This is a genomic window from Sinomonas gamaensis (assembly GCF_005876955.1).
Classification (GTDB): domain Bacteria; phylum Actinomycetota; class Actinomycetes; order Actinomycetales; family Micrococcaceae; genus Sinomonas; species Sinomonas gamaensis.
In genome coordinates, this window is sequence record NZ_SSCL01000004.1 from 179,026 (window position 1) to 201,410 (window position 22,385).

Consider the following 22,385-nt stretch of genomic DNA (forward strand, 5'->3'; position numbering starts at 1 on the left):
GTCAACACCCTAGCGTGTGATCCACTCCGCTTGGGGTCGTCGCCGTGTTCCTGTCCGGTTCTAGGCGACGCGAAGCACGAAAAGAGGGGCCCCGGATGTCCGGAGCCCCCCAAGATCGGGTGGAACGCGAAGGGACTAGACGCCCAGGCGCTCCCGCAGGGCGGCGACGTGGCCGTCGGCCTTCACGTTGTAGTCGATCGACTCAATGGTCCCGTCGGGGGCCACAACAGCGGTCGAACGGAGGATGCCGTCCACGACCTCGCCCTTGACGATCTTCTCGCCCCACGCGCCCCACTCCTTGGCGACGGCAGCACCGTCGTCCGCGAGCAGCGGGAAGGTGAGGCTGTAGTCGTCAGCGAACGAGGCGATGGCCTCCACAGGATCGGGCGAGATGCCCACAACGCTCACTCCGGCCGCGTTGAGGGCGTCAAGGCTGTCGCGGAAGTCGCAGGCCTCCGTGGTGCAGCCCGGCGTCGCGGCCTGGGGGTAGAAGTACACGACGACGCGCCGGCCGCGGTAGTCCGAGAGCGAGACGTCCTTCCCGGACGCGTCCGGAAGCGTGAAGTCCGGTGCCTGCTGCCCCGCAGCGAGCTTCGTGGTGGTTGTCATAGTTCCTCCTGGGAAGATCGAATCAGGCCGTGCCGCGGCGAATCAGCTGCCCCTTCGGTTCGCTGAAATCCACCTCGGTGCCGCGCACGAAGGTGCGGCGCACCACGCCAGAGAGGGTCTTTCCCTGATACGGCGTGATGTGGTTCTTGTGGTAAAGCTTGTCCGCGTCGACGACGAACGCCTCGTCCGCCGCGAAGATCGCGAGGTCCGCATCGTACCCCGGGGCGAGCGTCCCCTTCCGCTGGAGCCGTGCGAGCTCGGCAGGCTTGCGCCCCATCCACTCGACGACGCGCTCGAGCGGGATGCCCCGCCGACGGGCCTCGGTCCAGATGATCGGCAGGCCCAGCTGGAGCGACGCGACGCCGCCCCAGGCCACGCCGAAGTCGCCGTTCTCGAGGTCCTTCAGGTCGACGGTGCTGGGGGAGTGGTCCGAGACGATGCAGTCGATGGTCCCGTCCTCCAGGCCCTTCCACAGCAGCTCCCGGTTGGAGGCTTCGCGGATCGGCGGGCAGCACTTGAACGCGGTCGCGCCGTTCGGGATCTCCTCGGCCAGCAGCGTGAGGTAATGCGGGCACGTTTCGACGGTGAGCTTGACGCCATCGCGCTTCGCCGTGGCGATCATCGCGAGGGCGTCCGACGACGACAGGTGCAGAATGTGGGCACGAGCACCGGTCCAGCGGGCCCGTTCGATCACCTCGGCGATCGCAACGTTCTCCGCGCCCCGTGGCCGCGAGTGCAGGAAGCTCTCGTAGACGTCGCCCTCGGGGTTCGGCGCGTGGTCGATGGCGCGCGAATCCTCCGCGTGGACGATCATGAGCCCGTCGAACGAGGCGATCTCCGCGAGGTCCTTCTCCAGCTCGTCGACGTCCAAGTGCGGGAACTCGTCGACGCCCGAGTGCAGCAGGAAGCACTTGAAGCCGAACACGCCCTCATCGTGAAGGGCGCGCAGGTCACCGGTATTCCCCGGGATCGCGCCGCCCCAGAAGCCGACGTCCACGAAGGACTGCGTCTCCGCGGCCGCCCGCTTCACCCTGAGCGCGTCGACGTTGACGGTCGGGGGGATGCTGTTGAGCGGCATGTCGATGATGGTGGTGACGCCTCCGGCGGCGGCGGCGCGGGTCGCCGAGGCGAAGCCCTCCCACTCGGTGCGGCCGGGCTCGTTCACGTGCACGTGGCTGTCCACGAGGCCGGGGATGAGCGTCTCGTCGTCGGCGAGCTCGATGACCTCGCGGCCCGCGAGCCCATTGCCGAGCGGCTCGAGCGCGACGATCCGCCCGTCCATGATGCCTACTTCGCGCGGCGCGATGCCGGCCGTGGTGAGCACGCGCTGCCCGCGGATGACCAGATCGAATCCGGTGTCAGTCATCGCACAGTTTCCTTCCTGCTGTCAGTGTCAACGTTAGTGAGGGGGTCCGACGTTCCCGCAAGCGCCCCCTGAAGGCCCGCCCCGATGAGGCGACCCGCCTCCCGCACGAGGCGACGTGCTTCGCGGAGGCACACCTCGACGTCGCCCTCCAGGTCCGTCAGGGCGTGGACGGCGGAGAACCCGGCTCCGCGCAGCGTCGCCTCGTCGAGGAGGGTCCGCCCGCAGACAGCGACGACGGGAACGCCGAGCGCCCGGCCGGTGGAAGCGACCCCGACTGGAGCCTTGCCGGCGAGCGACTGGGCGTCGAGACTGCCTTCGCCCGTGACGACGAGCGCTGCCCCCTCGAGCTTGTGCCGCAGGCCCGTGAATTCGACGACGACGTCGATCCCGCGCCTCCTGTGGGCACCGAGGGCAAGCGCCGCGTACCCCACGCCGCCCGCTGCCCCGGCCCCAGGGGCATCCTTGGCCGCAACGGTGCGGGCGCCCATCTCGCGGCCCAAGACCTCGGCGAACCGGGCCAGCGCGGCGTCGAGCTCGGCGACGTCCGCCGGTGTTGCGCCCTTCTGCGGGCCGAACACGGCGGCAGCGCCGCGCTCGCCGAGAAGGGGATTGTCGACGTCGGCCGCGAGAATCAGGGTTGACCCGTCCAGACGAGCGTCGAGCCCGGAGAGATCAGCCTCGGCGATGCGGGCGAGAGCGGCCCCTCCGAGCGGGAGCTCGTTGCCGCCGTCGTCCGTGAAGCGCGCGCCGAGGCCTTGGAGCATGCCCGCGCCGCCGTCGGTGCAGGCGCTGCCGCCGACGCCGAGGATAATCTCGCGGGCGCCCGCGTCGAGCGCGGCGCGGATGAGTTGGCCCGTCCCGAGGCTCGTGGCGTTTCGGGCATCCTTGATGCCCCCGGGAAGCACGTCGAGGCCCGAGGCGGCGGCCATTTCGACGACGGCACGGCACCGGCTAGCAGAGGAGGCATCCACGGCGAACTCCGCCGTGAGCGGCTCGCCGGTAGGGCCGGAGACGCGCGCTCGGCGCGGGGAGAACCCCGCGCCGAGCGCCGCACCCACGGTGCCCTCGCCGCCGTCGGCCACGGGGACCAGGATCAGGTCCGCCCCGGGAAGCACCTCGCGGAGGCCCTCCGCGAGTGCGTCCGCGACCTCCGGGGCGGTGAGGGATCCCTTGAACTTGTCCGGTGCGAGGACGATCTTCATGCTGGTTCCTTCGATTTAGTCGAGCAGCGCCACGAGCGCGGTCGGGGCGTCCTCGCGCGACTGGGCGAGCTCCTCGAACTCCACCACGTTGTCCAGCTCGGTGCCCATCGCGATGTTGGTGACGCGCTCGAGGATGGCCTCGACCACCACGGGCACCTTGTACTCCGCCATGAGGGCGCGGGCCTTCTCGAAGGCCGGGCCGAGATCGTCCGGGTGCTCCACGCGGATCGCCTTGCAGCCGAGGCCCTCGGCCACCTTGACGTGGTCCACGCCGTAGGCCTGGGCGGCCTCGGAGCCGGTCGCGTTGACGTTCTCGAACGCGAGCGACACGTGGTAGTCCATCTCGAAGCCGCGCTGCGACTGACGGATGAGCCCGAGGTACGAGTTGTTCACCACCACGTGGATGTACGGCAGCTGGTGCTGCGCGCCCACGGCGAGCTCCTCGATCATGAACTGGAAGTCGTAGTCGCCCGAGAGTGCTACAACGGTCTCGCCCGGCTTGCCGCGCACCACGCCGAGGGCAGCAGGCCCCGTCCAGCCGAGCGGCCCAGCCTGGCCGGCGTTGATCCACTTCCGCGGGCCGAACACGTGCAGCATCTGGGCGCCGGCGATCTGGGACAGGCCGATCGTGGTCACGTACGTCGTCTCGGGACCGAACGCCTTGTTCATCTCCTCATAGACGCGGAACGGCTTCATGGGCACGTTGTCGAAGTGCGTCTTGCGCTGCATCCGGCCGCGCTTCTCCTGGGCGGACTCGGCCCAGGCGGAGTAATCGGGGAGGGCGCCCGCTGCCTTGCGCTCCTTCGCGACCTCGATGAGGGCATCGAGCGCCAGGCCGGCATCGGAGACGATGCCGAAGTCGGGGGAGAACACTCGGCCGATCTGGGTCGGCTCGACGTCGATGTGCACGAACTTCCGGCCCTCGGTGTACTTCTCGATCGAGCCGGTGTGGCGGTTGGCCCATCGGTTGCCGATGCCGATCACGAAGTCCGACTCGAGGAACGTGGCGTTGCCGTACTTGTGGCTCGTCTGGAGCCCGACCATGCCTGCCGTGAGGCGGTGGTCGTCCGGGATCACGCCCCAGCCCATGAGGGTCGGCACCACGGGGACGTTGAGGAGCTCGGCGAACTCGACGAGCTTGTCCGAAGCGTCCGCGTTGATGATGCCGCCGCCGGCCACGATGAGCGGCCTTTCCGCTGCGGTCAGCATGTCGAGGGCCTTCTCGGCCTGCTTGCGTGTGGCGCGCGGCTTCTCGACCGGGAGCGGCTCGTAGGCGTCGATGTCGAACTCGATCTGCGCCATCTGCACGTCGAACGGCAGGTCCAGCAGCACGGGGCCCGGGCGCCCGGTGCGCATGAGCTGGAACGCCTTCTGCACGGCCCCCGGAACCTGGCCGGGTTCCAGGATGGTCATGGCCATCTTCGTGAGGGGCTTCGCAATGGACTCGATGTCCACCGCCTGGAAGTCCTCCTTGTGCAGCTTCGCAACGGGCGCCTGGCCCGTGAAGCACAGCATCGGGATCGAGTCGGCTTGGGCCGCGTAGAGGCCCGTGATCATATCGGTGCCCGCCGGGCCCGACGTGCCGATGCAGATGCCGATGTTGCCGGCGTTAGCGCGGGAGTAGCCGTCAGCCATGTGCGAGGCACCCTCGACATGGCGGGCCAGGGTGTGGCGGATGCCCCCGTGGGCCCTCATCGCCGAGTACAGCGGGTTGATCGCGGCGCCGGGCAAACCGAATGCCTCGGTCACGCCCTCCTTCTCCAGGATGGCCACGATCGCGTCGACAGTGCGCATCTTTGCCATGTCGGTGCTCCTTAATTCTTTCCGGAAAGTTCGTTGGTGAGCTTGAAGAGCCCCGAGTGGTCCAGGCCGCCGTCGCCGCGGGCCACAAGCGCCGAGACGAGCTGCGCGACCGCCGCGCCGAGCGGAACCACGACGCCGGCCTCGCGGGCGGCGGAGGTGACGATGCCCAGGTCCTTGTTGTGGAGGGCGAGGCGGAAGCCCGGGTCGAAGTTGCGGTCCAGCATCTTCTGGCCCTTCTGGTCCAGGACCTTGGAGCCGGCGAGGCCTCCGCCGAGGACCTTGAGCGCGGCGTCGGTGTCCACGCCGTAGGCCTCGAGGAAGACGATGGCCTCTGAGAGGGCCTGGATGTTCACCGCGACGATGAGCTGGTTCGCGGCCTTGACGGTTTGGCCGGAGCCGGAGGGTCCCACGTGGACGATCGTCTTGCCGACGGCGTCCAGGACCGGCTGCGCGGCGGCGAAGTCCTCGGCGGAGCCGCCGACCATGATCGACAGGACCGCGTCGATGGCGCCCTGCTCGCCGCCGGAGACCGGGGCGTCGAGGGACCGGATCCCGGCCTGCCGCGCCTGGTCGGCGAGGCGGACGGCGACGTCGGGCCGGATCGAGGAGGCGTCAATCCACAGGGCCCCTTCCTTGGCGTTCGCGAAGACGCCCTCGGGGCCGGTCACGACGGCCTCGACGTCGGGGGAGTCCGGCACCATGGTGATGACGACGTCGGCATCCGTGACCGCCTCGGCAATGCTGGCCGCGCGCTTGCCGCCCTCGCTGACGAGCTTCTCGATCTTGTCCTGGCTGCGGTTGTAGCCGGTGACCTGATGCCCGGCCTTGACGAGGTTCACGGCCATGGGGAGGCCCATGATGCCGAGACCGATGACTGCAACGTTGCTCATGTTCTCTCCTGAAGGTGTTTCGTCGTGGTGCGGCTCAGCCGGCGACCGGGCGGATGGCCCACTGGAAGGCTTGGGCGGCGGGCGCCTTGTACTCGAGGCCGATGTAGCCCGCGTAGCCGAGCTCCCGGGAGCGGGCGATCCACTCGCCCAGGGGGAGTTCGCCGGTGCCGGGGGCACCGCGGCCGGGATTGTCGGCGATCTGGATGTGGCCGAAGTCCTTGGCGTGCTGCTCGATGACGGCCGGGACGTCGTCGCCGTTGACCGCGAGGTGGTAGAAGTCCGCGAGGAGCTTGATGTTCTCGGCCCCGGCAGCCTGCACCTTGCCGATGACGGCGAGGGCATCGGCGGCCGTCTTCAGCGGGTAGGCGGGGGTGCCGGAGACCGGCTCGAGCAGCACTGTTCCGCCGATCGCCGCGACCCCCTGGGCGGCCGCGACGAGGTTCTCCAGTGCGAGCTCGTCCTGCTCTTCAGGCGTGGAATCTTCGAGGCGGTTGCCGTAGAGGGCGTTGAAGGCCTTGGTGCCGAGCCGTTTGCCGATGGCGACGACGACGTCGATGTTGTCCTTGAACTCCCTGCCGCGGCCCGTCCACGACACGAGGCCGCGGTCGCCGCCGGGCATGTCGCCCGCGAAGAAGTTCAGCCCGCTGAGCTGGACGCCCGCGTCCTGGACGGCCGTGACGAAGGCATCGACGTCGCCGTCGGCGGGGACGGCCTCGGTGAAGGGCCACCAGAATTCCACCGCGTCGAACCCAGCGGCCTTGGCCGCCGCGGGGCGCTCCAGGAGCGGAAGCTCGGTCAGCAGGATCGAGCAGTTCACCGTGTACGTCATTGTCGCAGCCTTCCTGTTCATCTTTCACATTGCGGAAGAAGAATTTCTCTTGATGAAAAGTGTAGGTGGCGATCGTGAGCGTGGTCAACCCCGGTATACCGAGTGCGAGCGTCAGCATGCTTTCCGATCTCCCCAGTTCTTGAACCGGGCTCCCCAGCTTCCGCGGCGGCGTGGAGGATTGGGCCCGTTCCCCGGGCCTCCTCGTCTTCTCCCGCTTGCGCCGCGACGCGTCTCAGCACTGAGGAACTGGGGAGGTCGGCGTGGAAGGTGGGGAGCTCGGTTGGGGTCGCGGGACCTTGGACCACTGGCTTTTCGCCCTGAGCACGGGCAACAATGACCGTATGGCTAGCTATGTGGGGGCGGAACGCGCCTCGAGCACTGACCCCCGCGACTGGGGACGGGCACTTGCGGTTGCCCTCGACCGACTTCTGGAAGCCGCGCGGACCGACGGACGGTACGCGCAGCACGAGCACCTCTGCGGGGTGGACCTGGTCCTCCGGATCGAGGAGGACGGCGACGGCGCCAAGGTCGCGGTGCGGTGGGTGCCGGAAGACGACGACCTCGACGAACCGGAGAAGCTCGCCGGCTGAGCGGGCGAGAGCCGGAGTTGGGTACCGCTGCGTTGCGTTAAACAGCTCCGCCCCCGGTGTTGCGCGACCGGGGGCGGAGGTGGGTACGACGGCGCAGGGCGGCTCAGTGCCAGTCCTGCCCCACGCCGTCGTGCTTGAGGGGCCCGCACAGCGGGCCGTGGGGACAAGGCGTCAGGTGAGGCGGATCTGCCGGTTGACGTCCTTGTACAGGAGGTAGCGGAAGCGGCCGGGCCCGCCCGCGTAGCACGCCTGGGGGCAGAAGGCCCGCAGCCACATGAAGTCACCGGCCTCGACCTCGACCCAGTCGTCGTTGAGGCGGTAGACAGCCTTGCCCTCGAGGACGAAGAGGCCGTGCTCCATCACGTGGGTCTCGGCGAACGGGATCGTGCCGCCGGGCTCGAACGTCACGATGTTCACGTGCATGTCGTGCGCGAGGTCGCTCGGGTCGACGAAGCGCGTAGTCGACCAGACGCCGTTGACGTTCGGCATCGGCGTGGGCTCCACCTCCTTGTCGCTGGTGACGAAGCTCTTCGCCTCGTAGCCCTCGAGCCGCTCGTACGCCTTGCGGATCCATTGGAATGAGGCGATGTCCTCGGAGTCGTTCGCCACGGACCACTCCGCACCTGCGGCGAGGTAGGCGTAGCCGCCCTCCTCGAGGTGGTGGGTCTCGCCGTCGAGCGTCAGGGTGAGCCTGCCCTTGGTGAGGAACACCACGCCCTCGACGCCCGCCTCAGGCTCGGGCTTCTTCGAGCCGCCGCCAGGGCCCACCTCGACGATGAGCTGGGAGAACGTCGTGGCGAAGCCTGCGATGGGACGCGCGATGATCCACGAGCGGGTGTTCTCCCAGCCGGGGAGGATGCTCGTGACGATGTCGCGCAGCACGCCCTTGGGGATGACCGTGTAGGCCTCCTTGACGATCGCGCGGTCGGTGAGGAGCTGGGTCTGCGGCGGCAGGCCGCCCTCGGGGTAGAAGTAGCTCATCGTGACGCTCCTTGGGGTTCTGGGGTGAGGCGCGGGTGCGCCAGACGGGTGAGGTCAGCCTCGGAGAGGCCGGTGCGGGCCAGGACCTCCTCGGATCCCACGGCCCCGCATTGGACGCCGCGGAGAACGAAGGCCGCGAGGGCCCGAGCGGTGGCCGGCTCGTCGAGGACCGCGCCGATGGTCTGCTGCACGTAGTTGCGGAGACGCTCGGCGGCCTTGGGGAAGCCCTCCCGATAGAACGCGTACGTCGCGATATACCGCGTGGGCAGCTGGTGCGCGTGGAGGTCCCAGCCTTGGTAGAAGCCACGCTCGAGCGAGCGGCGCACGAGGCGGGCGTGCAGCTTCCAGGCCTCCTCGCGCTGGGCATCGTCGCCGACGGGCAGGATGTTCGTCGATCCGTCGGAGAGCCGGATGCCCGTCCCGGCGACCGCGAGCTGCATGACCTCCTTGGCGAAGTCCGCCGCGGGGTGCTCCATGGACTGATAGGCCGCCGCGATCTGGAGCGACGCGGAATAGTCATAGGTGCCGTAGTGCAGCGCGGTGATGCGGCCCTCGGACTTGTGCGGGAGCTGGGCTACCGGGTGGCTGCCGTCGGCACCGATGATGAGCTGCGGGGTCTCCACCTGGACCTCGAAGCCGAGGCGGCCGCGGCGCAGGCCCAGCGCGGACTCGAGGCGTTCGACGGCGTAGACCATCGCCCCGACCTGGTCCACTGTGCTCACCTTGGGCAGCGTGAGGACGAGTCCTTCTGGGAGGCCGCCCCGCTGGACGAGGCGTGACACGAACAGCTCGAGCGTCCGCAGGCCGCGTCGCCGCGTCGCCTCCTCGAAGCACTTGAAGCGGATCCCGATGAACGGCGTCGCGATCCCGGCCGCGAGCGCTTCGGTGACGCGGTCCGCGGCGCGGATCACGTCGTCGTCCTCTGTCGCCTCGGGGTCGCCCGACTTTGCCGCGGCGAGGTAGCCGTCCTCGAAGTCGATCCGGAGGTCTTCGATGGGCTCGGCGCGGAGCTTGGACTCCACCCGCGGGGCGACCTCCGCCGCGAGCTCGGGGGAGAGGCCCACGACCTCGGCCAGGCGCTGGATCCCGCCCGCCGCGCCGGCGGCGGCGAGGGCCTGGTGGCCCCACTCCGCAGCGAGCGAGGGCGTGAACCGGTCGGCCGGAACGTAGACCGTGTGCACCGGCTGGCGGGTGCCGGAGTCCCCCGGGTAGCCCGCGGCGAGGAGCCGATCGGTGTCGGCGAGGCCGGCGTCGATCCGCTCATAGTCGCCCGCGGAGAAGATGGGCTGGGGCTGAGTCATCAGCCCACCAGCTCGTAGGCGGGCGTGGTGAGGAAGTCCGTGTAGTCCTCGGAGAGGCAGATGTCCGCGATGAGGCGGCTCGCGGGCTCGTAGTACTTGGTGAACAGATCCGCCTCGACCTCGCCGCGCAGGCGCTCGGTCTCCTCGGCCAGGATCCGCTCCACGAGTTCCCGCGTCACGGTGTTGCCCGTGTCCGCGAGGACCACCTTGTTGTGGATCTGCTGCCACACCTGCGAGCGGGAGATCTCGGCCGTCGCGGCGTCCTCCATGAGGTTGTGGATCGCCACCGCGCCGTTGCCCGAGAGCCACACCGCGGTGTACGCGACGGCGACGTAGAGGTTGAGGTGCAGTCCCTCCTCGGTGGCGACGCCTTCAGCCGAGGAGACGTCGAGCAGCTGGTCCGCCGTCACGTGGACCTCGGGGCGCTGGCGGTCCACCTGGTTGGGCTTGTCGCCGAGGAAGCGGTCGAAGACCTCCTGGCACGTCTCGACGAGATCCGGGTGCGCGACCCACGAGCCGTCGAAGCCGTCCGTGGCCTCGCGGGTCTTGTCCGCGCGGACCTTCTCGATCGCGGCGGCGGTGATCTCCGGCTCCTTGCGGTTCGGGATGAACGCAGCCATGCCGCCCATCGCAAAGGCCCCGCGCTTGTGGCAGGTCTGGACGAGGAGCTCGGTGTAGGCCCGCATGAACGGCGCGGTCATGACGACCGACGCGCGGTCCGGGAGCGTGAACTGCTCGCCGGCGTCCCGGAAGTACTTGATGATGCTGAAGAGGTAGTCCCAGCGGCCCGCGTTGAGGCCGGAGGCGTGGTCGCGGAGCTCGTAGAGGATCTCGTCCATCTCGAACGCGGCCGGGATGGTCTCGATCAGCACCGTGGCGCGGATGGTGCCCTGCGGGATGCCGAGGTAGTCCTGCGCGAACACGAAGACTTCGTTCCAGAGGCGTGCCTCGAGGTGGCTCTCCATCTTCGGAAGGTAGTAGTACGGGCCGCGGCCCGACGCGATGAGGAGCTTCGCGACGTGGAAGAAATGCAGTCCGAAGTCCACGAGGGCGCCCGAGGCGGGTTCGCCGTCGACCAGGACGTGCCGCTCCTCCATGTGCCACCCGCGGGGGCGGGTCACGACGACGGCGAGCGGCGCGTCGGCGCGGAGGCGGTACTCCTTGCCCTCCGGGGAGGTGAAGGAGAGAGTGCCCTTGGCCGCGTCGCGCAGGTTGAGGACGGAGTCGACGACGTTGCTCCAGTGCGGGCTCGAGGCGTCCTCCATGTCGGCGAGCCAGACCTTCGCACCCGAGTTGAGGGCGTTGATGGCCATCTTCGCCGGGCTCGCGGGGCCGGTCATCTCGACGCGGCGGTCCTGGAGCGGCGCGGGCGCCGGGGCAACCTTCCAATCGCCGGCGCGGATGTCGGCGGTCTCCGGCAGGAAGTCGAGCCGGCCACTCGAGGCGGCCTCCGCGCGTCGTGCTTTCCGAGCCACGAGGCGAGCCTTGCGCTCGCCGGCGAAACGGCGGTGCAGCTCCTCGACGAAGGCGAGTGCCTCCTCGGTGAGGATTTCCTCGGCCCGGTCCACGGGGTGCTGGTCGGTCACGGTGATGGCCATTGCGATGCTTTCCTTCTCCCTGATGTGAGTCGTGGTTCCGAAGAATCAGGCGTTCACGGCGGCGACGATGGCCGCGGCGACGTCCTGGGCGACGTGCGGGTCGAACACGCTCGGGATGATGAAGCTCGCGTTGAGCTCCTCTTCTGAGACGCGAGCCGCGATGGCCTGGGCGGCTGCGACCAGCATGGCAGGAGTGATGTCTGCCACGCCAGCGTCGAGCAGGCCGCGGAACACGCCGGGGAATGCGAGGACGTTGTTGATCTGGTTGGGGAAGTCGCTGCGGCCGGTGGCGACGACGGCGGCGTGCTCCGCGGCGGCGATCGGGTCGGTCTCCGGGTCAGGGTTGGCCATCGCGAAGACGATCGCGTTCTCGGCCATGGTGGCGACCTGCTCCGGGCCGAAGAGGTTCGGTGCGGAGACGCCGATGAAGACGTCGGAGCCCTTGAGCGCATCGTGGAGGCTGCCCGAGAACTGCTCGGGGTTGGTGTTCTCCGCGATCCAGATGCGGTGGGCGTCGGTGAGCTCGAGGCCCTTGTGGATGGCGCCCTTGCGGTCGCAGGCGACGATGTTCCTCGCGCCCTGGGCGAGGAGGAGCTGGATGATCGCGTTGCCGGCCGCACCGACGCCCGAGACGACGATCCGGACGTCCTCGATCTTCTTGTCCACGAGCTTGAGCGCGTTGACGAGAGCCGCCAACGTCACGATGGCGGTGCCGTGCTGGTCGTCGTGGAAGACGGGGATGTCGAGCTCTTCCCGGAGGCGCGCCTCGATCTCGAAGCAGCGCGGCGCCGCGATGTCCTCGAGGTTCACGCCGCCGTAGACGGGCGCGAGGGCCTTGACGATCTTGATGATCTCCTCGGTGTCCTGCGTGTCGAGGCAGACCGGCCAGGCATCCACGTTCGCGAACTGCTTGAAGAGGGCGGCCTTGCCCTCCATGACGGGGAGGGCGGCGGCGGGGCCGATGTTGCCGAGCCCGAGCACTGCCGAGCCGTCCGTGACGACGGCGACCGTGTTGCGCTTGACGGTAAGGCGCCGCGCGTCCTCCGGGTTCTCCGCGATGGCGCGGCACACGCGGGCGACGCCGGGCGTGTAGGCCCGCGAGAGGTCGTCGCGGTTGCGGAGGGGAACCTTGGGGACGACCTCGAGCTTGCCGCCGAGGTGCATGAGAAAGGTGCGGTCCGAGACCTTGCGGACGCTCACGCCGTCGAGCGCCTCGAGCGCAGCGGCGACCTCATCGGCGTGCTGCTCAGAGGTGGTGTTGCAGGTGATGTCGACGGTGAGGTGATCGTGGTGCGATTCACTGATGTCGAGGGCGGTGACGGGAGCGCCGACCGCGGCGACGGCGGCGGCGAGCTCGCTCGTGATGCTGATGCGCGACGGCGCGTCGAGGCGGAGCGTGATGGAGTTGCCTGGGCTGGGACTCGCCATTGAATCGTCCTTCGGTCGGGGAGGCTATCGGCCTCGGTTCAGTTTCCGTAATACGGATACTATTGTCTGCATCTTGGAAAAACAAGTCCCAGTGGCTTGCGCGGTCAGGTTTGCAGGGTGGGGGACCCTGCAAACCTGACGGCGCAAGAAGAGAGAGTGTGCGGTATCGTGAGATAGACCGCAGAGTTTCCGGGATGCGGATAATATTTGCCGGAACACCACCGGCCGCTACCCATGGAGGAGACATGGCCGAGAAGGCCTCAGGCGGCGTCCAGTCAGTCGAGCGCGTCTTCGAGCTGCTCGAACTCATCACCGATGCCGGTGGAGATGTGACGCTGAGCGAACTGTCGTCGTCGACTGAGCTCCCGCTGCCCACGATCCACCGCCTGCTGCGCACCCTGGTGTCGCTCGGCTACGTCCGCCAGCTGCCGAGCCGCCGTTACGCGCTCGGGCCGCGCCTCATCCGCCTCGGCGAGGGAGCGAACAAGCAGCTGGGCGCCCTCGCGCAGCCCGAGCTCAAGACCCTTGTGGACAGCCTCGGCGAAACGGCCAACATGGCTGTGCTCGATTCGGACATGGTCATCTACGTGGCCCAAGTCCCGTCCCCGCATTCGATGCGCATGTTCACCGAGGTGGGACGCCGGGCGCACACGCACGACACCGGTGTGGGCAAGGCGATCCTCGCCCAGCTTGACGACGAGCAGGTCCGCGCCATTGTGGGCCGCCAGGGCATGCCGACCCCCACGACCTACAGCATCGGAGACGTCGAGACCCTCCTCGCCGACCTCGACAAGATCCGCGCCCGCGGCTACGCCATCGACGAGCAGGAGCAGGAGGTGGGCGTGCGCTGCTTCTCGATGGCCGTCCCCAATGCCCCCACGCCCACGGCGATCTCCGTGTCCGGCCCGGTTTCTCGTGTGGACGACGCATTCGGCGAGCGCGCTGTTCCTGCTCTCCGCGCGGCTGCGGAGCGGATCTCGGCGGAGCTCAACCGCACGTAGGGCTGCATCAGGATTTCGCTACGCGGAAGCCGAATTCCAAAAAACTTTCCCCAACCTATGGCGCGCGTCACAAGACGTTGCTACCGTTGAAGGGTCACGGCGGGCCCCCGGGCGATCCACCAAGCGGATCCCGGAAGGCTATCTACCAGGCAACCTCAATTCAGAGCTTTCGAAGTCTGGTCGGGCCCGCGGTGCTCCAGTTGGCAAGCCAAAGGCATGGCCGGACTTCCCCAGGCGAGGGAGTCTCCCCATGACCACCACCCCCAGCGTCGCGCCGCTCACGGACCAGGACCACGTGCACTTGGCGCGGGCCGTCCGGCTGGCCGCCCAGAACGTCCTCGACAAGGGCGGCCCGTTCGGCGCCGTCGTCGTCACGGCGGATGGGCAGGCGTTCGACGGCGTCAACCGCGTCACCGCCAATAACGACCCGACAGCCCACGCAGAAGTCACGGCTATCCGCAACGCCTGCAGCCAGCTCGGCACCTTCGACCTTTCAGGCGCCACGCTCTACTCGAGCTGCGAGCCCTGCCCCATGTGCCTCGCGTCGGCTCTCTGGGCGCGCATCGCCGTCGTCCGCTTTGCCGCCGACCGGCATGATGCCGCAGCAGCCGGCTTCGACGACGCCGTCTTCTACGACTACTTCGACACCCCCGCCGAACTGCGCTCGATGCCCGTGCTGCACACTGAGCCCGAAGGGATCAGCCGCAAGGCGCCCTTCGAGCAGTGGTCCAGCTTCGCGCAGCGCATCGAATACTGAGGCGGCGTGCCATGAGCATCGATTCGAGCACAGAGACCGCTGCAGTGGAAACCGAAGAACAGACGACGACGGCGCCCGCCGCCCGGGCGCGCACTGCTCCTTCCGGTCGGGGCCTCCTTGACCGCTTCTTCCACATCACCCGGCGCGGCTCGACCATCCCGCGCGAGATCCGCGGCGGGCTCGTCACGTTCTTCACGATGGCGTACATCGTGATCCTCAACCCGCTCATCCTGGGCGGCTTCAACGCGACGACCGCCCCGGTGGACGTCACCGGCGCGTTCCTCCCGGCGGCTCAGGTCGGCGCCGTCACCGGGCTCACGGCCGGCGTGCTGACCATCCTGTTCGGCATCTTCGCGAACTTGCCGTTCGGCCTCGCGGCGGGGCTGGGGATCAACTCGTTCCTCGCCGTCGCGGTCGTCAAGGATGTGTCCTGGCCCGAGGCCATGGGCCTCGTGGTGATCAACGGCGTCCTCATCGTCCTGTTCGGCGTGACCGGCGCGCGGACGGCGATCTTCCGGGCGGTGCCGCGGGAGCTCAAGGCCGCGATCACGGTCGGCATCGGGCTGTTCATCGCGTTCATAGGCTTCGTGGACTCGGGCTTCGTCCGCGGCACAAAGGCGGGGCCACCCGTGCAGCTGGGCCACGACGGCTCGATCACCACGCTGCCGACGCTCGTCTTCGTGATCGGCCTGATCCTCATGGGTATTCTCGTTGCGCGGAAGATCCAGGGCGGCCTCCTGATCGGGATCATCGCGACGACCGCGGTCGCCATGCTCGTCGAGGCGATCTGGCACCTTGGCGCCTCCGGCCCGAACAACCCCGACGGCTGGCATCTGAACACCCCTGTTCTCTCCGGACAGCTCGTCTCCATCCCGGACCTGAGCCTCGTGGGACACTTCGACCTCTTCGGCGCGTTCGGCCGGATTGGGCTCCTCGCGGGCATCACCCTCGTCTTCACGCTCGTGTTCACGAACTTCTTCGATGCCATGGGCACCATGACGGGCCTCGCCAAGAGCGCCGGCCTCGCGCAGAAGGACGGCACCTTCCCCCGGCTCAAGTCGGCGTTCATCATCGAGGGCTTCGGCGCGGTGCTCGGTGGAGCGAACTCGGGCTCGTCGAACACGGTGTACGTCGACTCGGCCGCGGGCATCGGCGAGGGCGCGCGAACCGGCCTGGCCTCGGTGGTGACGGGCGCGCTGTTCCTCGGTTCCATGTTCCTCACGCCGCTCACGAGCGTGGTGCCCCTCGAGGTCGCCTCCTCGGCGCTCGTGGTAGTCGGCACAATGATGGCCGGGCAGATCCGCGAGATCAACTTCCGGAAGTTCGACGTCGCGCTGCCCTCGTTCCTCACGATCGTGACGATGCCCCTCACCTACTCGATCGCGAACGGCATCGGCGCCGGCTTCGTGACGTGGGTCCTCGTCCGGGCCGCGAGCGGGAAGGCCCGGAAGATCCATCCGCTCATGTGGGTGGTCGCGGCGGGGTTCATCGTGTACTTCGTCCGCGGGCCGCTGGGGCACCTCATCGGGGCCGGCTCCTAACGCCGCAATTGTCGGGTTTCTGCGGGTGCAGGAGCTTCGCACCCGCAAGAACCCGACAATTCCCGGGCCAGGCCCGACCACAAAGACCGCGCCCGCGGGACCCGGATGTGACGCTCCGGGGTCCCGCGGGCGCACCATATATACACTCCGTCCGCGCGCGCCGTCGGACGGACCTCAGGCAAGAAGGGGGAGCCAATGATCGAGCTCCTGAACGAGCTGCCGGGATGGCAGAAGGCGGCGAAAGGCACGCGGTGCGCCATCGCGACCATCGTCGCCACGAGCGGATCCGTGCCGCGACCCGTCGGCACATCGATGCTCATCTGCGAGCCCGAAGGCCCCAACGGATCACCGGCCGTTCTCGGCAGCCTCTCGGGCGGCTGCGTCGAGGGCGCGGTTGTCTCCGCAGCCCTCGACACCCTGGGCGACGGCGCCACGCGCCTCGAGCGCTTCGGCTACAGCCAGGAGGACGCGTTCGCCGTCGGGCTGACGTGCGGCGGCGAACTCGAGGTCCACCTCCAGGTCCTCGCGCCCGACGCGGTGGCGGGCCTCCCCGCGCAGCCGGCGTTCGCCGTCGTCCGCCGTCTTGCAGGCGTGGGTGAGCGGGCGGACGACGCCGCGCGACCCGTGCTCCTCGCCTCGCCTCCGTCAGAGATCACCGAGCTGGCGTCGGTGCTCGCACCGCTCTTCCGCGGCGATCCCATTGCGGACCGGGCCGCCGCGCTCGTGGCGCCCGTGCTCGCGCAGGGCATGTCGGCCGTCGTGCCCGTGGAACCGTCGGGAGGCTGCGGCGCGGCGCCGGGGACCGGCCCGGTGCGGCTGCTCGTCGAGAGCCGGCTGCCGGCCCCGCGGTTCCTTGTCGTCGGCGCGAACGACTTCGGTGAGGCCCTCATCCCGGCCGCGAAGCTCCTCGGCTACCGGGTGACCCTCGTCGACGCACGGCCCGCGTTCGCGCGGCAGGACCGCTTCGCGGTCGCGGATGAGGTCGCCGTCGCGTGGCCGCACGAGTACGTGACGTCGGAGGCCAGAGCCGGGCGGCTCGACGCGCGGACGGTCGTGTGCGTGCTGAGCCACGACCCCAAATTCGACCTCCCGCTCCTGGACGCCGCCCTCCGCCTCGACGTCGCCTACGTCGGGGCAATGGGGTCGCGCCGGAGCCACGAGCAGCGCATCGCGGCGCTCCTCGAAGCGGGCCACGGCCCCCTCGATCTCGCGCGGCTGCACTCGCCCATCGGCCTCGACCTCTGCGCCGTCACTCCTGCCGAGGTCGCGGTGTCGATCCTGGCCGAGGTCGTCGCGTCGCGGGCGCCGGGCGCGAGCGCGGCTCCCCTCAGGGCCCGGGAGGGCCGGATTCACCGCACAGAGGAGGCACCCGCATGGACCTGAACACCGTCGAGGCCCTCGTGCCCACCGCGGACCCCGCGGACTGGCGCGAGGGCGACGCCTGGCTCGCCGGCGGCACCGTCCTCTTCTCGTACGGGAGCCAGACCCTGCGCCGCCTCCTGGATCTCACCTCCGCTGGCTGGGAGCCGATCGAAGAGGACGACGGCGGCATCACGCTGGCCGCGACCTGCACGGTTGCGCGGCTCTGGGAAGCCGGGGACCCGGAGGGGGCGATCGTGCAGCGGTGGCCGGGGCTCGCCGTCGTGCGCCCGTGCTGTGACGCGTTCGTGGCATCGTTCAAGATCTGGAATCTCTCGACCGTCGGGGGCAACATCGCCACGTCGCTCCCCGCGGGACCCCTGACGTCGCTGTGCGCCGGACTCGACGGGGTTGCGACGCTGTGGGGCATCGCCGGCAATCGCGAGGTCCCCGTGGCGGAGCTCGTGACCGGTGACGGCCGCAACGCCCTCGAGCCCGGCGAGCTGATCCGCTCGATCCGCCTTCCCGCCCACGCGCTGCGCGCCCGCACGGCCTTCCGCCGGCTCTCCCTCAGCAACTTGGGCCGTTCCGGCGTGCTGCTCATCGGACGGCGCGACCCTGACGGGGGCTTCGTCCTCACCGTGACGGCCTCGACGAAACGCCCTGTGCAGCTTCGGTTCACAGCCCTTGGGCTTCCCTCCCCCGACGCTCTCGCGGGGACCCTCGACGCCGCGATCCCCGAGGCGCTCTACCACGAGGACCTCCACGGCCTCCCCGCCTGGCGTCGCGACATGACCTACCGGCTCGCCGAGGAACTCAGGCTCGAGCTGTGCGACCAGGAAGGTGCCTGACATGGCGATCGAGATCAACGGCAGCCGGGCGCAGGGGACGCCGCGCCCGGGCCAGTGCCTGCGCACCTTCCTGCGCGAACAGGGGGCGCTCGGCGTCAAGAAGGGCTGCGACGCCGGGGACTGCGGGGCGTGCACCGTCCACGTCGACGGCGTGCCCGTCCACTCGTGCATCTACCCAGCCCAGCGGGCCGAGGGACACGCCGTGACCACGATCGAGGGCCTGTGCGGGGACGAGGAACTGCACCCCATGCAACGGCAGTTCGTCGAGGCGCAGGGCTTCCAATGCGGCTTCTGCACGGCAGGCATGGTCATGACGGCGGCGACGTTCGACGGCGCCCAGCTCGCCAACCTGCCCAGGAACCTCAAGGGCAACCTGTGCCGCTGCACGGGCTACGCCGCGATCGAGGCCGCGGTCTCGGGCGCCGGGCAGGGCGGCCCCGCGGACGGGCGGATGGGGGAGGACGTCCCGGCGCTCGCGGGCCGCCGGATCGTCTCGGGTACAGAAAGGTACACCCTGGACGTCACCGAGGCCGAAGTGCCAGGCGGCCAGAAGGCACTCCTCCACCTCAAGCTCGTCCGGTCACCGCATTCGCACGCGCGCATCCTGTCCGTCGACCCTTCGGCCGCGCTCGCGGTACCGGGCGTCGTCGCGGTCTTCACCCCCGACGATGACCCCGGCGTCCTGTACTCGACCGCGCAGCACGAGCTCGTCGAGGACGACCCGGACGACACCCGGCTGTTCGACACCGAGGTCCGCTTCCGCGGGCAGCGTGTGGCCGCCGTGGTTGCAGAGACGGTCGCCGCGGCCGAAGCGGGCGTGCGCGCCGTCGTCGTCGATTACCACGTCTTGCCCGCCGTGCTCAGCCCGGAAGAGGCGCTCGCCCCCGGCGCCCCGCTCGTGCACGGCGAGAAGGTCTCGGCGCTGACCCGCATCGCCGACCCGGCCCGGAACACCGTCGCGGAGCTGCATTCGGAGATCGGGGACGTGGAAAGCGCGCTCGCCGCCGCCGACTTCGTCTACGAAGACACCTTCCGCACCCACCGCGTCCAGCACGTGGCGCTCGAGACGCACTGCTCTATCGCCTGGACCGAGGGCGACCCCCTGGGCGGCTCGGGCGTCCTCGCAGTGCGCTCGTCTACGCAGGTTCCCTTCCTCGCCCGGCGGACGCTCTCGCGGATCTTCGGGCTGCCGCTCGAGCAGGTCCGCGTGGTCACCGGCCGTGTGGGCGGCGGCTTCGGCGGCAAGCAGGAAGTCCTCACGGAGGACGTCACGGCGCTGGCCGCGCTGCGGCTGGGACGTCCCGTCCAGCTCGAGCTGACGCGCTCCGAGCAGTTCCAGGCCACCACGACCCGCCACCCGTTCACGATCCGCCTGCGTGCGGGCGCGAAGCGCGACGGGACTTTCACGGCGCTCGCGCTCGACGTCGTGACCGATACCGGCGCGTACGGGAACCACGCGCCGGGCGTGATGTTCCACGGCTGCAACGAGTCCGTGAGCGTCTACCGGTGCGCGAACAAGAAGATCGACGCTCGGGCCGTCTACACCCACACCGTGCCGGCCGGGGCCTTCCGGGGGTATGGCCTGAGCCAGATGATCTTCGCCGTCGAATCCGCGGTGGACGAGCTCGCCGCTGGTATCGGCATGGACCCGATGCAGTTCCGGCGGCGCAACATGGTCCACCGCGGGGACCCGATGATCGCCTCGCACCCGGAGCCCGAACCCGACGTCCTGTACGGGAGCTACGGGCTGGACCAGTGCGTCCGACTTGTGTCGAAGGCCCTCAAGCGGGGCAGGGAGCGCGAGCGGACGTTCGGGCTCTCGGAGCTCGGTCCCGAATGGTTCATCGGCGAGGGGTCCGCTCTGTCAATGATCGACACCGTGCCTCCGCGCGGGCACTACGCGCACTCACGGATTGCTCTCCTCCCGGACGGCCGCTTTGGCCTCGACGTCGGGACGGCCGAGTTCGGCAACGGAACGAGCACCGTCCACGCCCAGCTCGCCGCGACCGCGCTCGCGGCCGGGGCCTCGGACATCGTGCTCCGCAACGCGGACACCACGCTCACGGACCACGACAGCGGCGCGTTCGGCTCGACCGGGACGGTCGTCGCCGGCAAGGCGACGCTCGCCGCCGCAGAGGAACTCGGCCGCAGGATCTTGGCCTTCGCCGCCGAGGCAACCGGCGCCGACCTGGCCGATTGCGCACTGGTGCCCGGCGCCGTCGTCTGCTCGGGAGAGCGCCTGTTGCTCGCCGAGCTGGCGGCCGCCGCGTCCGAGCGCGGGGTCGAGCTCGCGGCCGAGGGCCGGTGGGGCGGGACGCCGCGCTCCGTCGCGTTCAACGTGCACGGCTTCCGAGTAGCGGTTCACCGGGGCACCGGGGAGCTCCAGATTCTGCAGAGCGTGCAAGCGGCGGACGCGGGCGTCGTGGTCAATCCCCGGCAGTGTCGCGGCCAAGTCGAAGGCGGCATCGCGCAGGCGCTCGGGGCGGCGCTGTGGGAGGAGGTGCGGCTGGACGAGTCCGGGAAGGTGACCACGGACATCCTCCGGCAGTACCACATCCCCACCTTCGCCGACATCCCGCGGAGCGAGGTGTACTTCGCCGAAACCTCGGACTCCACGGGACCCCTCGGCGCGAAGTCCATGAGCGAAAGCCCCTTCAATCCCGTGGCGCCCGCGCTCGCGAACGCCTTGCGGGCCGCGACGGGCCTTCGGTTCACGGAGCTGCCCGTGACGCGGGACCGGATCTACCTGGCGCTCAAGGACGCGGGGCTGGCATTGCGGGCGCGGCCGGTTCCCGCGCCGGTGCCAGCCGCGCGCGGGTAGACGGGAGGGAACAGCTCCGCGGGGCTGCGGCCTCTCTCGTCGCGCCCCGAGTAGGCCGCGCGCATCCTGTCGAAGAGCTCTTGGCCACGCCGCCGCCACCGCGCGGTATCGAGGCCGGGGATCCCCCCATCGTCGACCACCGTGCGGCCCGCCACCACACTCAGCACGCACTGCCGGGCCGAGCCGTTCAGAATGAGCGTCCGGAGAGGATCCTCGTGGACGCCGTCCCGCAGGTCCCCCAACCCGAAGGCGACGAAGTCGGCTTGAGCGCCCGGGGCCAGCCGCCCCACGTCGGGGCGGCGGAGGGCACGGGCGCCGCCGAGGGTCGCGGCATCGACGTAGTCGGAAAGCCGGACGGCGTCCCGCCGCCCCTCGACGATCTTCGCGAGGTGCCACCCCGCGTCCATCCCCCGGATGAGGTCTGGGGGAAAGGAATCCGTGCCGAGGGCCATGGGCACGCCCGCGTCGATGTATGCGGGAAAGGAATCGAGTGCCTCGCCGTATCGCATCGACGTGAGCGGGCAGTGGACGACGCTCGCCCCCGATGCCGCAAGCCTCGCGAGGTCCCCGCGGTCCTCTCCATGGACCCGCGGGTGCCGGTCGAGGAACAGCGCGTGCGGAATGAGGAGGCGGTCGCCGAGGAGCCCCGCGTCGTCGAGGAGGTCAAGTGGCGTCATACCGTGGTGCTCGATGACGAGGGCCCGTTCGTTCAGGCCCTGCAGACTGTGGAGGCGTACGAGCACGTCGCGCTCGCGGGAGATTCGCGCGGTCTCATCGAGCAGCTCGCGCGTGAGCGTCTCGATGCGGCAGGGCAGGAGGACCCCGGTGACGAGCGGATCGCCCAGCCCGTCCGCGTAGTCCAGGAACCGGATCGCGTCTTCGAGGCCCTCGCGGCCGCGTTCCTCGTCGAAGAGGACTCCCACGCTGCCGTCCTCGAGCGCCACGTTGACCCCCGAGCGGTACGCCGGCCCGAGGAAGGCCCGCAGCCCGAGCTGCCGTGAGGTTTCCGCCATCCCCACGAGCTCGTCGAAGCCCTCCGCCCACGAGGAGTGGATCTCGGAGGCGATGGGCATGAAGGACGTGACACCGTGGAGCGCCAGCTGGATGAGGGCATACCGGCGGACGTCCTGGCGCTCCTCGGCCGTGAAGACGTTCTCGCGGCGGTCCCGGAAGTACTCCTCCGACCAGAGGTGGCCGCGGGCGAGCTCGCCGCTGGCCCAGCTGTCGAGGATGAGGTGGTCGATGTCCGAGAGGGCGTCGAGGTCGATGAGCCCCGGCATGAGCAGGGCGTCGCCGAGGTCGCGGTGCTCTTCGGCCGGGGGAGCGTCCGAAGACGGACCCGCGTACAGGATCACTCCGTCCTCGTGGACCACGGTTCCGTTGTCAACGAGAACGTGGCGGGTGTCCTGGTGGGCGAGGAGATAGCGGGCGGAGACTGAGATCTTCACGGGTGCCTCC

At 69.7% G+C, this 22,385-nt stretch carries 18 protein-coding genes; 7 read left to right on the forward strand and 11 right to left on the reverse strand.

Annotation, left to right across the window (positions count from 1 at the left end; all coding sequences use genetic code 11):
- Nucleotides 1-135: 135 nt before the first annotated feature.
- From bcp to E5679_RS07735, 6 genes are read right to left on the reverse strand one after another with little or no spacing between them, the layout of a single operon-like run.
- Entirely contained in the window at nt 136-609 is a 474-nt protein-coding gene (gene bcp / locus E5679_RS07710) for a thioredoxin-dependent thiol peroxidase (protein WP_138414499.1), read from the reverse strand.
- 22 nt (nt 610-631) lie between these two features.
- The gene (allB, locus tag E5679_RS07715) at nt 632-1,975 is read right to left on the reverse strand and encodes an allantoinase AllB (protein ID WP_138414500.1); all 1,344 of its coding nucleotides are present in this window, start codon (nt 1,973-1,975) and stop codon (nt 632-634) included.
- The gene (locus E5679_RS07720) at nt 1,972-3,177 is read right to left on the reverse strand and encodes a glycerate kinase (protein WP_138414501.1); all 1,206 of its coding nucleotides are present in this window, start codon (nt 3,175-3,177) and stop codon (nt 1,972-1,974) included. The genes allB and E5679_RS07720 overlap by 4 nt, the downstream gene beginning before the upstream one ends.
- Before the next feature lie 15 nt (nt 3,178-3,192).
- Nucleotides 3,193-4,980 carry a glyoxylate carboligase gene (gene gcl / locus E5679_RS07725; RefSeq protein WP_138414502.1) on the reverse strand — a complete coding sequence of 596 codons (1,788 nt, stop codon included), beginning with the start codon at nt 4,978-4,980 and terminating at the stop codon, nt 3,193-3,195.
- Nucleotides 4,981-4,991: 11 nt separating this feature from the next.
- The gene (locus E5679_RS07730; RefSeq protein WP_138414503.1) at nt 4,992-5,870 is read right to left on the reverse strand and encodes a 2-hydroxy-3-oxopropionate reductase; all 879 of its coding nucleotides are present in this window, start codon (nt 5,868-5,870) and stop codon (nt 4,992-4,994) included.
- A gap of 34 nt (nt 5,871-5,904) precedes the next feature.
- Nucleotides 5,905-6,699: a hydroxypyruvate isomerase family protein gene (locus E5679_RS07735; protein ID WP_138414504.1), complete on the reverse strand. Its 795-nt coding sequence runs from the start codon at nt 6,697-6,699 to the stop codon at nt 5,905-5,907.
- Nucleotides 6,700-7,040: 341 nt separating this feature from the next.
- Here E5679_RS07735 and E5679_RS07740 point away from each other — a divergent pair, with 341 nt between their 5' ends.
- The gene (locus E5679_RS07740; protein ID WP_138414505.1) at nt 7,041-7,289 is read left to right on the forward strand and encodes a hypothetical protein; all 249 of its coding nucleotides are present in this window, start codon (nt 7,041-7,043) and stop codon (nt 7,287-7,289) included.
- 171 nt (nt 7,290-7,460) lie between these two features.
- On the opposite strand, the gene E5679_RS07745 is transcribed toward E5679_RS07740, so the two are convergent.
- The 4 genes from E5679_RS07745 to E5679_RS07760 are packed head-to-tail and all read right to left on the reverse strand — an operon-like array spanning nt 7,461 to nt 12,597.
- Nucleotides 7,461-8,270 (reverse strand): bifunctional allantoicase/(S)-ureidoglycine aminohydrolase, encoded by an 810-nt coding sequence (locus E5679_RS07745; RefSeq protein WP_138414506.1) that lies wholly within the window; start codon nt 8,268-8,270, stop codon nt 7,461-7,463.
- Nucleotides 8,267-9,571 carry a DUF6986 family protein gene (locus E5679_RS07750; RefSeq protein ID WP_171042283.1) on the reverse strand — a complete coding sequence of 435 codons (1,305 nt, stop codon included), beginning with the start codon at nt 9,569-9,571 and terminating at the stop codon, nt 8,267-8,269. Before E5679_RS07750 ends, E5679_RS07745 begins: the two co-directional genes overlap by 4 nt.
- Nucleotides 9,571-11,169 (reverse strand): malate synthase A, encoded by a 1,599-nt coding sequence (gene aceB / locus E5679_RS07755; RefSeq protein ID WP_138414507.1) that lies wholly within the window; start codon nt 11,167-11,169, stop codon nt 9,571-9,573. Before aceB ends, E5679_RS07750 begins: the two co-directional genes overlap by 1 nt.
- Before the next feature lie 45 nt (nt 11,170-11,214).
- Nucleotides 11,215-12,597, reverse strand: a complete 1,383-nt coding sequence (locus E5679_RS07760; protein WP_138414508.1) for an NAD-dependent malic enzyme — start codon at nt 12,595-12,597, stop codon at nt 11,215-11,217.
- A 245-nt stretch (nt 12,598-12,842) separates the two neighbouring features.
- Here E5679_RS07760 and E5679_RS07765 point away from each other — a divergent pair, with 245 nt between their 5' ends.
- The 6 genes from E5679_RS07765 to E5679_RS07790 all read left to right on the forward strand — a co-directional run bounded on the left by E5679_RS07765 (nt 12,843) and on the right by E5679_RS07790 (nt 20,927).
- Nucleotides 12,843-13,598, forward strand: a complete 756-nt coding sequence (locus E5679_RS07765; protein ID WP_138414509.1) for an IclR family transcriptional regulator — start codon at nt 12,843-12,845, stop codon at nt 13,596-13,598.
- A 250-nt stretch (nt 13,599-13,848) separates the two neighbouring features.
- Nucleotides 13,849-14,355 (forward strand): nucleoside deaminase, encoded by a 507-nt coding sequence (locus tag E5679_RS07770; protein WP_138414510.1) that lies wholly within the window; start codon nt 13,849-13,851, stop codon nt 14,353-14,355.
- A gap of 11 nt (nt 14,356-14,366) precedes the next feature.
- A complete protein-coding gene (locus E5679_RS07775) occupies nt 14,367-15,896 on the forward strand; it encodes an NCS2 family permease (protein ID WP_138414511.1) in 1,530 nt (509 codons plus the stop codon).
- 195 nt (nt 15,897-16,091) lie between these two features.
- A complete protein-coding gene (locus E5679_RS07780; protein ID WP_138414512.1) occupies nt 16,092-17,279 on the forward strand; it encodes an XdhC family protein in 1,188 nt (395 codons plus the stop codon).
- Nucleotides 17,270-18,106, forward strand: coding sequence for an FAD binding domain-containing protein (locus tag E5679_RS07785; protein ID WP_138414513.1), 837 nt, complete (start codon nt 17,270-17,272; stop codon nt 18,104-18,106). Before E5679_RS07780 ends, E5679_RS07785 begins: the two co-directional genes overlap by 10 nt.
- 1 nt (nt 18,107) lies before the next feature.
- The gene (locus E5679_RS07790; protein WP_138414514.1) at nt 18,108-20,927 is read left to right on the forward strand and encodes a molybdopterin-dependent oxidoreductase; all 2,820 of its coding nucleotides are present in this window, start codon (nt 18,108-18,110) and stop codon (nt 20,925-20,927) included.
- Here E5679_RS07790 and E5679_RS07795 read toward each other — a convergent pair.
- On the reverse strand, nt 20,849-22,375 hold the full coding sequence (locus E5679_RS07795; protein ID WP_138414515.1) for a chlorohydrolase family protein: 1,527 nt from the start codon (nt 22,373-22,375) through the stop codon (nt 20,849-20,851). The two genes, E5679_RS07790 and E5679_RS07795, sit on opposite strands and share 79 nt — an antisense overlap.
- Nucleotides 22,376-22,385 lie beyond the last annotated feature (10 nt).